The following is a 13,699-nucleotide window of genomic DNA, read 5'->3' on the forward strand; positions in this document are numbered from 1 at the left end:
AACATTTACGTAAAATGCGGGTCGTATAATTAAAACAACCCAAACATTATTGTAATATTGATTATTCAATATATTAGCGGGATGGCTTAGCGGCTGTCTCTTTTTTTATTAGCAGAGTTAAAACAGGCACAAGTATTGATGTTGCACCTTCATCCCGATCTAAAGACTGTAAAAGATATGTCGAAAAAACTTTATTTAATGCTGGTGTTAGCCGCTGCGCTGGCCTGCAATGCATCCCCATCTAAACCAACGCCGATGAAAAAGGCGGGCCCTAACGATCTGCAGCCCGATGAGCAGCAGAGCGTGGTGATGAAAACCGTGGCTGGTATGGTGGGTAGCTACAACTATAAAAAGGTACCCCTTAACGATTCTATTTCGGCAATTATTTATACCGAATACCTGAAGAAGATAGACGAGAACCATAACTACTTTACCGCCGGTGATGTAAAGGAATTTGAGCAATACAAAACCGTATTGGACAACGATATTAAAAACGGCGACCTAAGCCACGTATTCTATATCTTCAACGTGTTCCAAAAAAGGTACACCGAGTATGTGAATTTCTCATTGGCGCAGTTAGGCAAATCGGTTGATTTTAACAAGAACGATACATTTACTTACGACCGCGAGGGCGCGCCTTACGCGGCATCAGATAATGAACTGCATGAGCTTTGGGCCAAACGCGTAAAGTACGACCTGCTGAACCTGAAGCTTGCCGGTAAAGAAACCGATGCCAATAAAGAGACATTGAAAAAGCGTTACAGCAACCTGCTGTCGCAATCGAACAAGTTGAACAACCAGGACGTGTTCCAGGTATTTATGGATGCCTTTACCGGGGCTATCGATCCGCATACCAATTACTTTATACCATCGGCTGCGGCGGCTTTCAATATCGATATTTCGCGCTCGCTTGAGGGTATAGGTGCTACGCTGCAATCGCAAAACGAATATGTTACCGTAACCTCTATCGTTCCGGGCGGCCCTGCCGACAAAAGCAAGCAGTTAGCCGTTGACGAACGCATAGTTGGCGTTGCACAAGGCAAAACAGGCGAGTTTCAGGATGTTGTAGGCTGGAGGATAGAGAACGCTATAGCACTTATCCGCGGTACAAAAGGTACTACCGTGCGCTTGCAAATATTGCCAAAAGGTACTGCCAACGGTAAACCACGCGTACTGGAATTGGTGCGCGAGAAAATTATCCTGAAAGATATTTCGGCCAAGAAAGAGATACGCAACTATAACTACAACGGTAAAAACGTTAAGATAGGCATTATCAATGTGCCTGCCTTCTACCTCGATTTTAACGATTATAAATCGGGCAACCCTAACTATAAAAGCACCACACGCGATGTGAGGCTGATATTAGATACGCTGAAAAAAGAAGGCGTTGACGGCGTGGTATTAGACCTCCGCCAAAACGGCGGCGGCTCATTAATGGAAGCTACCGAACTTACCGGCCTGTTCATTAAAACCGGTCCCGTAGTACAGGTGCGCGACCCGCGTAATTCTATAGAGGTTGAAAAAGACGACGATCCGGCAATTGCCTACGGTGGCCCGCTGGCTGTATTGGTTGACCGCTTTAGCGCATCAGCATCGGAAATTTTCTCGGGTGCTATTCAGGATTATGGCCGAGGCTTAATCATAGGTACCCAAACTTATGGTAAAGGTTCGGTACAACGCATTATCGATTTAGATGAGGTGATAAACCCGTCGATCAAAGAGCGCCTTGCGAAACTGATGGGTAAAAGCACTTCTGTTGCTACCGGCAGCCAAAACAAATTTGGGCAGCTGAATCTTACCATAGGCAAGTTCTACCGCATCAGCGGCGGTTCTACCCAGCATAAAGGCGTACTGCCCGATCTGGAGTTCCCGTCGGTTATCCCTATGGATAAATATGGTGAGGATACCGAGCCATCGGCTATGCCTTACGATGTTATCCCGAAAACAGAATATACCAAAATTGGCGACTTCACCACCGTATTACCACAGTTGAAAAAGCTGCACGACCAACGCATGAGCAGCAGCGACAGCTTCAAATACCTGATGGAAGACATTGCCGAAATGAAGAAACGCGATGCCGAAAAAAGCGTAACGCTGAACGAAGCGCAATTAAAACAACAACGCGATGCCGACGAAAAGAAAGCATTCGATAACACCAACCTGCGTCGTATAGCATTAGGTTTACCAGCCTTAACCAAAGGCCAGGCCAAACCTAAAAACGAAGACCTCGACTTCCTGAAGCGCGAAGCAGGCCAGATACTGACGGATTATATTACACTTGATAATAAGGTGTCAACCATTATAAAATAAGGTAATACCATATTGATTTTGAACGCTCATCCGAAAACCGGTTGAGCGTTTTTATTTTTGTAGAGACGCAAGATATTGCGTCTCCCGTTTGCAAATCCAATATGCTTTGCGTTGTTGCCCGTCCTGCGGGAGACGCAACATTTTGCGTCTCTATATTAAAAAACCTTTGCGCTCTTTGCGTTTTTCCTCTGCGCCCTTTGCGGTAAAAATCTAACCACCAAACCAATCGCCACAATAACGGTTATTCCCTTATGGCGAAACCACTCCTCGAATTTACCGACCGCGGCATATACTGCCCGCAGGGCCGATTTTACATCGACCCCTGGAAACCGGTAGACGATGCAGTGATAACCCATGCCCATGCCGACCATGCCTACTTTGGGCATAAAAATTATTTGGCGCACCACTTGTCTCGCGAGGTAATGTTGTACCGCCTGGGCGATATCAACCTGCGCACCATCGAATACGGCGAAACGGTTACCAAACACGGCGTAGATATTTCCATGTATCCGGCAGGGCATGTGATCGGCTCAGCGCAGATACGGGTGGAATACAAAGGGCAGGTATGGGTAGTAAGTGGTGATTATAAAACTGAGGATGATGGCATATCTACGCCATTCGAACCGGTAAAATGCCACCATTTTATTTCGGAATGTACCTTCGGGATGCCCGTTTACACATGGAAACCGCAAAGCCAGATATTTGCAGATGTGAACAACTGGTGGCGCGGCAATCTGCAAAACGGCGTGGCTACCATTATTGTGGGTTATTCGTTGGGTAAGGCGCAGCGAATCCTGCAAAACCTCGACCTGGGTAACGGAAAGGTATATACCCATGGTGTGATAGAAAATACCAACGAAGCCCTCCGCCGGAATGGCGTAATATTAAATCCAACGGAACGCATAACCTTTGAGTCATCAAAAGAAGAAATGCGCAAAGGCATCATATTAGCACCGCCATCATCAGTAGGTACGCCATGGATGCGCAAATTTGCGCCATACAGCTTTGGCTATTGCAGCGGCTGGATGGCCATACGCGGAGCCAAGCGTCGGCGGGCTGCGGATAGGGGCTTCGTAATGTCGGACCATGCTGATTGGAACGGCTTGGTGAGCGCCATTGATGCTACCGATTGCGAATGTGTTTACCTCACGCATGGTTACACCGCATCGTTCACCCGCTACCTTAATGAAATTGGCTTTAATGCTAAAGAGGTTCATACGCTGTACGGTGGCGAAGAAGAAGATGCCTCGCCCGAACCAACCGCCGATGAGCGGGAGAAAATAAAAGCAGATGAAGCCCCTGCCGAAACAGAGGATGTAGCAGAAGTAATATCCTTTGCTGAAGAAAAAACGGAGGACGCCGAATGAAAGCCTTCGCCCAACTATTCCTCTCCTTAGATGAAACCAACAAGACCAACGAAAAGGTAAAGGTTTTAAAAGAGTACTTTACTAAAGTGCCGGATACGGATAAGATGCATATGCTGGCCTTGTTTACCGGCAGGCGGCCCAAACGGCAGATTAATTCCACACTGGTACGCACCTGGGCCATGGAAGCATCCAATATACCGGCATGGCTGTTCGAAGAAAGCTACCATGTGGTAGGCGACCTGGCCGAAACCATGAGCCTGCTAATGCCCGAGAGCCAAAACAGCAGCAGTAAAACCCTTACCGAATGGATAGCGGAAATAAACGCCCTTGCCGACAAAACCGAAGAAGAGAAAAAGGATTGGCTATTATCATCATGGGCCATGCTGGATAGCCAGGAGCGATTTGTATTCAATAAACTGCTTACCGGTAGTTTCAGGATAGGGGTATCGCAAAGTTTGGTGATAAAAGCTTTGGCCGATATAACCGGTATTGAAGCGCCCGCCCTTACCCACCGCATAATGGGCAGCTGGATGCCCGAAGATTACACCTACGAACAACTGGTGCAGGAGCAAACCGCATCGGATGATATATCGCGCCCTTACCCCTTCTTTTTAGCTTATCCTATACAGGAAACTTCCGAAAAACGCAAATCGGCACAGGAGGTGGGCGATGCATTGGGCAACGCGGCAGACTGGCAGGCCGAATGGAAATGGGATGGCATACGTGCGCAGCTCATCAAACGCGATGGGCAAATATTCATTTGGAGCCGCGGCGAGGACTTGGCGACCGAGAAGTTCCCCGAACTGCACCCCTTTTTGGAAGCACTGCCCGATGGTACTGTATTGGATGGCGAGATATTGAGTTTTCAGGATGGTTTGCCCATGTCGTTCAGTGTGCTGCAAACCCGCATCGGCCGCAAAAACCTTAGTAAAAAAATATTAGCAGATAGCCCCGTGGCGCTTATTGCTTACGATTGTTTGGAATACGCGGGCGAGGATATACGCCATAAAACACAATCGGATAGGCGGGTGATATTGGAGCAATTGCAGCAGGCAACGCCTTTCTCGGAAGTGTTCCGTATATCGGCATTAATAAATTTCGGGAGTTGGGAAGAATTGGAAACAATCCGGGAGCAGTCGCGCGCCATGATAGCTGAAGGCATTATGCTGAAACGCAAAAGCGCCACCTACCAGGTAGGGCGTAAACGCGGCGATTGGTGGAAATGGAAGATAGACCCCTTATCTGTAGACGCGGTAATGGTGTATGCCCAAAAAGGCCACGGCCGCCGCGCCGACCTATATACCGACTACACCTTCGCCGTTTGGGACGGCGATAAACTGGTGCCTTTTGCCAAAGCCTACAGCGGGCTTACCGATGCCGAGATAAACAAGGTGGATTATTTTGTAAAGCGCAATACCCTGGAGAAGTTTGGTCCGGTGCGTACGGTGAAGCCGGAGTTGGTTTTTGAGATAGGGTTTGAGGGAATAAATAAATCGAACCGCCACAAATCGGGTATTGCCTTACGTTTTCCGCGTATATTGCGCTGGCGGCACGATAAGCCCAAAGAAGAAGCAGATACCATAGAAAGTTTAAAAGCTTTGTTGAATGAGTAGAGCAACGGCGATTGGAAAAAATCCGCCGGCTGGTTAAGCAAAATTTACAATAGCCCATAACGATACCCCCGAAACCAACAACCAAAGCATGGTACCTTGCAAGAGTGGTTTAATGCCCACCTGTTTTACCGCCTTAAACGATAGGCTGGTACCGATGAGGAATAGCGTCAGAGTAAGCCCCGCTTTTGATGCCGCTGTTAAATAAGGCACTAAGGGTTTCACAAAGGGTAAAAAAGTATTCACCAGCATAGCCAGCACAAATAGCGCTATGAACCAGGGGAGTTTAACCCGCTTGTTCCCTCCGCCATATAATAATGCAGCGCCGAAAGCTACGGGTATTATCCAAAGCGCGCGGGCAAGTTTTACGGCGGTGGCTACCTGCAAAGCTTGTTCGCCATATTTGGCGGCTGCGCCTACTACCGAGCTGGTATCGTGTATGGCAATGGCGCACCATAAGCCAAACTTTGCCTGCGAAAGGTGCAACGCCTGCCCTACAGCCGGAAAAATGAATAAGGCTGCCGCGTTTAAAACAAACACTGTACCCAACGCTACCGACACCTGTCTTTTATCGGCAGCAATTACAGGCGAAACGGCGGCTATGGCACTACCCCCGCAAATTGCCGTGCCGATGGTGATGAGCAGCGAGGTTTTCTTATCGGTTTTAAATAACTTCCCCGCCAGTAAGCCAACTAACAATACGCCTGTTATGGATGCTACGGTAAATATTAAACCCTCCCGGCCAGCCTGGGCGGTGCTGTATATATTCATCCCGAAGCCAAGCCCTACAACAGCAGCCTTTAAAAGCCAATTGGTGGCTTTGTGCGTGAGCTCCGGCTCGGGGTTCTCTGCAAATTGTGCAAGTACTATTCCTGCAAACAGTGCAATAGGTGGCGTTACTACCGGCAGCAGGCAAGCAAGGGCTACAACTGCGTAAATTACCTTTCGGGTATTTGCAGGGGGTATAAAAACAGTATCGGGGTGTGCGGTAATCGTATCCATTTCTTTTGTGTTAATGGCACAAAAGTGGAGTCGCTACCCCCGGTAATCAAATCGTTAAAAGTGATTTCCCATTACTTTAAGTTATGGTTTGATAGGGCAAAGCGCTGAAAAAGCTCGGCAAGCCCGCCTGTTTTGCCTTGCGGGTGTATCAGGTACAGGTTTCGTTCTATAGTTAACCCGGCTACATCAATTACTTTAAGTTTACCACTTGCAACTTCATCAGCAATAGCATAAACAGATAAAAAAGCCATGCAGGGCGAATGCTGCAGGTAGGCTTTTATGCTTTCGGTATTACCCAATCTTATTTCCACATCAAGTTCTGCCATACTTATTCCGGCATTCTTCAGTGCATGGGCAATAACATCCAGGCTGCCCGAACCATGTTCGCGCAGCACCATTTTTAGCGATGGTAGTTGTTCAAGTTTCAGGCTGTTTTGGCGGGCAAGCGGGTGTTTGCTGCTGCAGGTTAGCACCAGTTCGTCTTTCAAAAACTCGTGGTAGCTTATTCCGCTTTTGCGGGTATGCCCTTCAATAATGGCTACGTCCACATCATGGGCAAGCAGGGCATTCTCTATTTGTTCAGTATTCCCGGTGATGAGGTTTAGCTGCGCATCCGCGAAACGGGTTTTAAATTTAGCAAGTATAGGGGCTATAATGTATTGCGCAACCGTGGTGCTGGCGCCTATCCTTAATATACCGGTGTGATGGTTGTTGAGGGCATTTATCTCGAAGGCTACATTGCGGTTCAGTTCAAAAACTTTTTCGGCGTAGGCCAGCAGTAAATTACCCGGTGCTGTAAGGCTAATGCGGTTGCCCGTGCGGTCGAACAATTTGGCTTTGTATTCCTCCTCCAGTTCGCGTATGTGTTTGGTAACGGCCGGTTGGGTAATAAATAGTTCGGCGGCAGCTTTGGTAAAGCTCAGCCGTTTTGCAACGGTATAAAAAACTTCGAGCCTGAAATCTGCCATGGGGCTAATATACCGCGTATTAATTATACACCCACATCAACATTTTTTTCTTTTGCTTTTTCAGCAGGGCATCAACCGTGCGCATGGTTTGGTTTGATACTGCGGGGCAGCCCCAACCCTCGGGCGTACCGTTGGGGTATACTTCGGTTTCGCTGACTTTCTCCCAAGAGTGGAATACGATCTGCCGGGCGTAGGCATTGCTGTTGGTACTCTCCAGGCCGGTTAAAAAGTATTTTACGTTGATGCCCCAGGCGCTGTAGCCACGCCCGTCTACACGATATTTGCCCAGCGCGGTGCAATGGCTGCCGTCGGCATTGCTAAAGGCGGGTGTATCCTTGCTCCACTCACCGGCCCATGGGCTTCGGCCGCAACCATGGCTTACCAGTCCCGATGTTTGTATTTTGCCGCCTTTCTGGTCCCATACCATAAAACGTTTGACTCCGCTGGGTAGGCTCATATCTATTAAAATACAATAGCGGGTGTTATAACCGCGCTTTTTAGCAAAGGCAAGCGCTTGTTTGGCTTTTTCTTTAGTTCGGGCGAGGTTGATATGCGGGGTTTCGGCTATGGCAATGCTGCAAAAACATAACAGCGCTAGCGCTAATAATATTATTGGTTTAGGTTTCATTAAGTGGTTGAAAAATAAATGCGAATGTAGCGCAGATCGTGGTTAAGTTTGTACAACGCAGGTTAAGTACCGTAATTATATCATGAGAAAATTATTTGTTTTGCCGCTTTTGCTTTTTGTTGCCTGTACCCCCAAACCCCAACCCAATACTATCAGTATTTCCCTCGCTCCCAACAAAAAGTCACTCCAATTTGAAGGCGTGGATGCAGGCATCGTTGGCGAAATAAGCCGCGATTCGGTTGGCGAAGGCTGGCAAACCCTGGTGCCCGTTTACCGCATGCCTGCCGATACCGAACTAAAAAGCTACCAACCCGTGCAGCCCGGCAAATATGTGGTGGCCGATAGTACGGTGGTTTTTACGCCTGATACCCCTTTCGCCGCAGGGCAAACCTACTTTGTGCGTTGGTATCATTTCGATGAGGGTAAGAAGGCATCCGACTATCTAAAAGGGCGGCAGCGCCCGGGCCAACAACATTTTACCGATTTGATTTTTAAGCAATAAGCACTTGTAATAAAATATTTTTCTTATATTTGCATTCGAATTTCAAAAGAGGGGGCATTTGTCCCCTCTTTTATTTTATCATTCAAATTTTTCAGCGCAGGTAGTGAATATCGAGAAAAGAGTAGCAGAACTGGTTGAGGAGAAAATTGCCGACATGCCCAACCTGTTCCTGGTTGATGTGAAAATGCACAGCAATGGCAAGCTGATCGTACTGGTTGATGGTGATAACGGCATCGGCATTGCCGATTGTGCCGCTATTAGCCGTCATGTGGGTTTCCATCTGGAGGAAGAGAACGTAATAGAGCAGGCCTACAACTTGGAGGTATCATCGCCGGGTATTGATACACCGCTTACTTTGCCAAGGCAGTATACCAAAAACATTGGCCGTACGTTGGGCATAAAAATGGATGATGGCGCTAAGCGCGAAGGTACATTACTAAGCATTGGCGAAGGCACCATAACCATTGAAGAAACCATCAAACAAAAAGGAAAAAAGGCAGAGATAGTGGAAAGCACCATCCCAACCGAAAATATAACAGAAACAAAAGTTTTAATATCATTCAAGTAAGAAAATGAGCAATATTAATTTAATTGATTCTTTTCAGGAATTTAAAGATTTCAAGAACATCGACCGCCCAACCATGATGAGCGTACTGGAAGACGTTTTCAGGAGCATGATCAGGAAAAAATATGGTACCGATGAAAATTGCGACGTAATTGTGAACACCGATAATGGTGACTTAGAGATATGGCGCACACGTAAGGTAATGGAAGATGGCTTTAGCGAGGATGATGACCTGGAGATAGAATTGGCAGAAGCTCACCTTTACGATACCGACCTGGAAGTGGGCGACGATTACGTAGAGCTGATCACTTTAGAAAGCTTTGGCCGCCGCGCTATTTTAGCTGCCCGCCAAACCTTGGTTTCGAAGATATTAGAACTGGAGAAAGACGAAATATTTAAGAAATATAAAGACCGCGTTGGCGAGATAGTTACCGGCGAAGTTTACCAGGTTTGGAAAAAAGAAACTTTGGTTCTGGACGATGAAGGTAACGAGCTTTTATTGCCTAAGACCGAGCAGATACCTGCCGACTACTTCAAAAAAGGCGATAACGTAAAAGCCATCATCAGCAAGGTGGATATGCTGAACAGCAACCCTAAGATCATCATATCGCGTACTGCGCCTGAGTTTTTACAGCGCCTGTTCGAGTTAGAGGTTCCGGAGATATTTGATGGTTTAATTACCATTAAGAAAATCGTTCGCGAACCGGGCGAGCGCGCAAAAGTTGCGGTAGAAAGTTACGATGATCGTATCGATCCGGTGGGTGCCTGCGTAGGTATGAAAGGGTCGCGTATACATGGTATCGTTCGCGAGTTGAAGAACGAGAACATCGACGTGATCAATTATACCAACAACATCCAATTGTATATACAGCGTGCATTGTCGCCGGCCAAGATCACTTCCATTAAACTGGATGATGAGAAAAAAACGGCAGCAGTTTACTTAAAACCCGACCAGGTATCGTTGGCAATTGGCCGCGGCGGGCACAATATAAAATTGGCAGGTAAATTGACAGGTTACGAAATTGATGTTTACCGCGAGGCTGACGAGCACGATGAGGATGTGGACATCGAAGAGTTCTCAGATGAAATTGATAGCTGGATTTTGGACGAATTTAAGCGTATTGGCTTAGATACTGCCAAATCTGTTTTAGCGCTTTCTGTTGGCGAATTGGTAAAACGTACCGATTTGGAAGAAGAAACTGTGAAAGAAGTACTATCAATTCTGCAAGCTGAGTTCGAATAAACAGAATAAGCAAAATTAAAATCGTATTTTTGCGATAATTATAGCAGAGAAATTATAATAAATGTCAGAAGACAAATCCATAAAATTAATTAAGGCAGTAAAGGAACTGAACATTGGTATGAATACCATAGTCGATTTCCTGGCTACTAAAGGGTACAAAGTTGACAAGCACCCAATGGCGAAGCTGGATAACGACATGTATACTACATTGTTGAAAGAGTTTGCTGCTGATAAAGTTATTAAGGAAGAGGCCAAGCAAATAAGTATTGGTAAGATTAGGAAAGAGGAGGTGCCAGCCACCCCCGAAAGGCCTGTAGAATCGCCACGCCGTTCGCGCGACTTTGAGAACGAGGAGATACTTATTAAAAATGCCGGGCACTACTCTTCGCCGCAGGAAAAGCCGAAACCGGCAGAGCCTGCCCAGCCGAAAGTTGAAGACCGCCCAGCAGTTGGTTTACCTGGTGTTACCGTTGTAGGTAAAATTGACCTGAACAATTTAGGTGCAAAACCGGCCGAAGCGCCAAAAGCACCTGAACCGGTTAAAGAAACACCTGCTGCACCACCAGTTGCACCGGTAGTTGCAGAAACGCCAAAGGCACCCGAGCCGGTGAAGGAAACTCCTGCACCTGTTGCGGAAGCACCAAAAGCGCCCGAGCCGGTTAAAGAAACGCCTGCGCCTGTTGCCGAAGCGCCAAAAGCACCCGAGCCGGTTAAAGAAACGCCTGCGCCTGTTGCCGAAGCGCCAAAAGCGCCCGAGCCGGTGAAAGAAACGCCTGCACCTGCAGCCGCAGAGGAAACCGACGAGGTTATTCGCGCCAGTGCCGAACGCCTTAGCGGACCAAAAATTATTGGCAAAATACAGTTGCCGGTAAATAACCCGCCAAAACGCGGTGGTGGCCCTGTGGCTTCATCGTCAAATGCGGCGGGTAACGCAGCCGACCACAAGCGTAAGCGTAAACGTAAAGACAACCAGGGTGGTGGTAATAATGGGCCGGGCCAGCAGGCTCCGCTTACAGGGTCTATTAACCCTAACCGCCCCGATTTCCGTAACCGTCCGCCTGTACCGCAAGGTGGTGGCCAGGGCAACCGCCCCGATTTCAGGGGAGGCAACAATAGGAATGTACCGCCAAGTACAGGGCCTAAAGAAGAGCCATCGGAAAAAGATATACAAGACCAAATTAAGGCAACACTTGCCCGCTTAAGCGGTGCAGGTAAATCGGGCAAGTTTGCCCAGCGTGCAAAATTCCGCCGCCAAAAACGCGACGATGTTGCCGCAAGTGCCGAAGAACTGGCAATGGAACAAGATGCACAATCAAAAGTGCTGAAAGTTACCGAGTTTGTTACCGCAAACGAGCTGGCATTGATGATGGACGTACCTGTTACGCAGATCATCTCTACCTGTATGAGTTTGGGTATGTTCGTATCCATCAACCAGCGTTTGGATGCCGAAACCTTAAGCATTGTTGCTGATGAGTTTGGTTTCCAGGTGGAGTTTGTAAAACCGCAGGATGAGGAAGCCAACCTTGATCAGGAAGACCCTGAAGGCAGCCTTATACCACGTGCGCCAATTGTAACTATAATGGGCCACGTTGACCACGGTAAAACATCGTTGCTGGATTTTATACGCAAAACCAACGTTATAGGCGGCGAAGCGGGTGGTATAACCCAGCACATCGGCGCTTACGAAGTAACCCTGCCGGGCGATAAAGGTAAGATCACCTTCCTGGATACACCGGGCCACGAAGCGTTTACCGCTATGCGTGCAAGGGGTGCACAGGTAACGGATATTGTTATCATTGTAATTGCTGCTGATGACAGCGTGATGCCGCAAACCCGCGAGGCCATAAACCACGCACAGGCTGCCGGTGCACCTATCATATTTGCATTCAATAAAATGGATAGGCCGGGCGCTAATGCAGATAAAGTGCGCGAGCAATTATCGGGCATGAACATATTGGTAGAAGAATGGGGTGGTAAATACCAAACCCAGGAAATATCTGCCAAAACCGGTTTAAATGTTGAGTTGCTGTTAGAAAAGGTATTGCTTGAAGCCGAGTTATTGGAACTGAAAGCTAACCCTAACAAACGTGCAGTTGGTACGGTAATAGAATCGGCATTGGATAAAGGCCGTGGTATAGTAACTACTGTATTGGTACAAGCCGGCCGCTTAAAAGTGGGCGACCCAATATTGGCAGGCTGCTACAGCGGTCGTGTTAAAGCGTTAACCAACGAGCGTGGCCAGCGTGTTGAATCTGCAGGGCCGTCTACACCGGTACAGGTGTTGGGTATGCAGGGAGCACCAACCGCGGGCGATAAATTCAACGCGCTTGATAGCGAGGTTGAAGCACGTGAGATTGCCAACAAACGCCTGCAATTACAACGCGAGCAAGGCTTACGTACACAGAAACACATTACACTTGACGAGATCGGCCGCCGTTTGGCAGTTGGTAACTTTAAAGAGCTTAACATTATTGTTAAGGGTGACGTGGATGGCTCTATCGAAGCATTGTCAGATTCGTTACTGAAACTTTCTACAGAGCAGATACAGGTTAACATCATATCTAAAGGTGTTGGGCAAATATCAGAAAGCGACGTATTGTTGGCCTCTGCATCAGATGCTATCATCATCGGTTTCCAGGTACGTCCTTCTGGAGGTGCGCGTAAACTGGCCGAGGCAGAGCAGATCGATATCAGGCTTTACTCGATCATCTACGATGCTATCAACGAGATAAAAGCTGCGATGGAAGGCATGCTTGCGCCAACCTTCGAAGAGAAGATTGTTGCAAACGTAGAGATACGCGAAACCTTCAAGATCAGCAAAGTGGGTACCATTGCAGGTTGTATGGTGCTGGATGGTAAAATTAACCGTAACAGCAAAATACGCATCATCCGCGATGGCGTGGTAGTACACACCGGCGAACTGGCATCACTGAAACGCTTTAAAGACGACGTGAAAGAAGTTTCTACGGGTTACGAGTGCGGTTTGAACATTGCCAACTACAACAACATCGAAGTAGGCGACATTGTAGAAGCTTACGAAAACGTAGAAGTAAAACGCAAGCTGTAATAAGCTTTAGTTTACAGATAAACACAAAGGGACGGCGAAGGCTGTCCCTTTTTTGTTTTAACCCAAATTGTCATTTCGAGGGAAGCGCAGCGACGAGAAATCTTGAACGCTTGCTATAAACGCTATGCATTACCGCTTGGTTCGGCGGAGATCCCGTTATAATGAACAAGTTTTCTCCTCACGCCCCGCTTTTATCCCTCCCCACTGTTCGTCGAAATGACATAGTGAAGTATATTTACCCCACGCCTGGCGCGAGTACGCAGCGAGAGCCAGCGCGGTGGGGTACTCGTGCCTATCGCGTTTAAAACAACCCAACCAATCGCTCCAGCGCCATACCGCCCCCGCTGGCGCGAGTATGCAGCGGGGGCCAGAGTGGCTGTGTACTCGTGCCAATTACGAATATGCCTAATGGCCTTACATTGTGGCTTGCGTGATGG

The 13,699-nt window shown here is 47.7% G+C and carries 10 protein-coding genes; 7 read left to right on the plus strand and 3 right to left on the minus strand.

The window, feature by feature from the left end:
- Positions 1 to 177 precede the first annotated feature (177 nt).
- The 3 genes from BC343_RS09330 to BC343_RS09340 all read left to right on the plus strand — a co-directional run bounded on the left by BC343_RS09330 (position 178) and on the right by BC343_RS09340 (position 5,290).
- Positions 178 to 2,310, plus strand: coding sequence for a carboxy terminal-processing peptidase (locus tag BC343_RS09330; protein ID WP_143822124.1), 2,133 nt, complete (start codon positions 178 to 180; stop codon positions 2,308 to 2,310).
- Between the two features lie 251 nt (positions 2,311 to 2,561).
- Positions 2,562 to 3,677 carry a ligase-associated DNA damage response exonuclease gene (locus BC343_RS09335; RefSeq protein ID WP_078347513.1) on the plus strand — a complete coding sequence of 372 codons (1,116 nt, stop codon included), beginning with the start codon at positions 2,562 to 2,564 and terminating at the stop codon, positions 3,675 to 3,677.
- Positions 3,674 to 5,290, plus strand: a complete 1,617-nt coding sequence (locus BC343_RS09340) for an ATP-dependent DNA ligase (protein WP_078347514.1) — start codon at positions 3,674 to 3,676, stop codon at positions 5,288 to 5,290. Before BC343_RS09335 ends, BC343_RS09340 begins: the two co-directional genes overlap by 4 nt.
- Before the next feature lie 33 nt (positions 5,291 to 5,323).
- Here the strand turns inward: BC343_RS09340 and BC343_RS09345 are convergent, their stop codons facing one another.
- The 3 genes from BC343_RS09345 to BC343_RS09355 all read right to left on the minus strand — a co-directional run bounded on the left by BC343_RS09345 (position 5,324) and on the right by BC343_RS09355 (position 7,885).
- Complete coding sequence (locus BC343_RS09345) at positions 5,324 to 6,289, minus strand: YeiH family protein (protein WP_078347515.1); 966 nt, start codon at positions 6,287 to 6,289, stop codon at positions 5,324 to 5,326.
- Positions 6,290 to 6,360: 71 nt separating this feature from the next.
- Complete coding sequence (locus tag BC343_RS09350; RefSeq protein WP_078347516.1) at positions 6,361 to 7,257, minus strand: LysR substrate-binding domain-containing protein; 897 nt, start codon at positions 7,255 to 7,257, stop codon at positions 6,361 to 6,363.
- A gap of 19 nt (positions 7,258 to 7,276) precedes the next feature.
- Positions 7,277 to 7,885, minus strand: coding sequence for a murein L,D-transpeptidase catalytic domain-containing protein (locus BC343_RS09355; protein ID WP_078347517.1), 609 nt, complete (start codon positions 7,883 to 7,885; stop codon positions 7,277 to 7,279).
- Between the two features lie 82 nt (positions 7,886 to 7,967).
- Between BC343_RS09355 and BC343_RS09360 the strand changes: the two genes are divergently transcribed.
- The 4 genes from BC343_RS09360 (at position 7,968) to infB (ending at position 13,262) form a co-directional block, all read left to right on the plus strand.
- Entirely contained in the window at positions 7,968 to 8,387 is a 420-nt protein-coding gene (locus BC343_RS09360) for an Ig-like domain-containing protein (protein ID WP_078347518.1), read from the plus strand.
- A gap of 103 nt (positions 8,388 to 8,490) precedes the next feature.
- A complete protein-coding gene (rimP, locus tag BC343_RS09365) occupies positions 8,491 to 8,955 on the plus strand; it encodes a ribosome assembly cofactor RimP (RefSeq protein WP_078347519.1) in 465 nt (154 codons plus the stop codon).
- A gap of 4 nt (positions 8,956 to 8,959) precedes the next feature.
- A complete protein-coding gene (gene nusA, locus BC343_RS09370) occupies positions 8,960 to 10,195 on the plus strand; it encodes a transcription termination factor NusA (protein ID WP_078347520.1) in 1,236 nt (411 codons plus the stop codon).
- 61 nt (positions 10,196 to 10,256) lie between these two features.
- On the plus strand, positions 10,257 to 13,262 hold the full coding sequence (infB, locus tag BC343_RS09375; protein WP_078347521.1) for a translation initiation factor IF-2: 3,006 nt from the start codon (positions 10,257 to 10,259) through the stop codon (positions 13,260 to 13,262).
- Positions 13,263 to 13,699: the final 437 nt, after the last annotated feature.

It is taken from the genome of Mucilaginibacter pedocola, assembly GCF_002013915.1.
GTDB lineage: Bacteria > Bacteroidota > Bacteroidia > Sphingobacteriales > Sphingobacteriaceae > Mucilaginibacter > Mucilaginibacter pedocola.

Bases quoted from the DNA above. Each gene is read 5' to 3' on its own strand.
- BC343_RS09330 (WP_143822124.1), top strand. From the start codon at position 178: ATGTCGAAAAAACTTTATTTAATGCTGGTGTTAGCCGCTGCGCTGGCC.
- BC343_RS09335 (WP_078347513.1), top strand. From the start codon at position 2,562: ATGGCGAAACCACTCCTCGAATTTACCGACCGCGGCATATACTGCCCG.
- BC343_RS09340 (WP_078347514.1), top strand. From the start codon at position 3,674: ATGAAAGCCTTCGCCCAACTATTCCTCTCCTTAGATGAAACCAACAAG.
- BC343_RS09345 (WP_078347515.1), bottom strand. From the start codon at position 6,289: ATGGATACGATTACCGCACACCCCGATACTGTTTTTATACCCCCTGCA.
- BC343_RS09350 (WP_078347516.1), bottom strand. From the start codon at position 7,257: ATGGCAGATTTCAGGCTCGAAGTTTTTTATACCGTTGCAAAACGGCTG.
- BC343_RS09355 (WP_078347517.1), bottom strand. From the start codon at position 7,885: ATGAAACCTAAACCAATAATATTATTAGCGCTAGCGCTGTTATGTTTT.
- BC343_RS09360 (WP_078347518.1), top strand. From the start codon at position 7,968: ATGAGAAAATTATTTGTTTTGCCGCTTTTGCTTTTTGTTGCCTGTACC.
- nusA (WP_078347520.1), top strand. From the start codon at position 8,960: ATGAGCAATATTAATTTAATTGATTCTTTTCAGGAATTTAAAGATTTC.
- infB (WP_078347521.1), top strand. From the start codon at position 10,257: ATGTCAGAAGACAAATCCATAAAATTAATTAAGGCAGTAAAGGAACTG.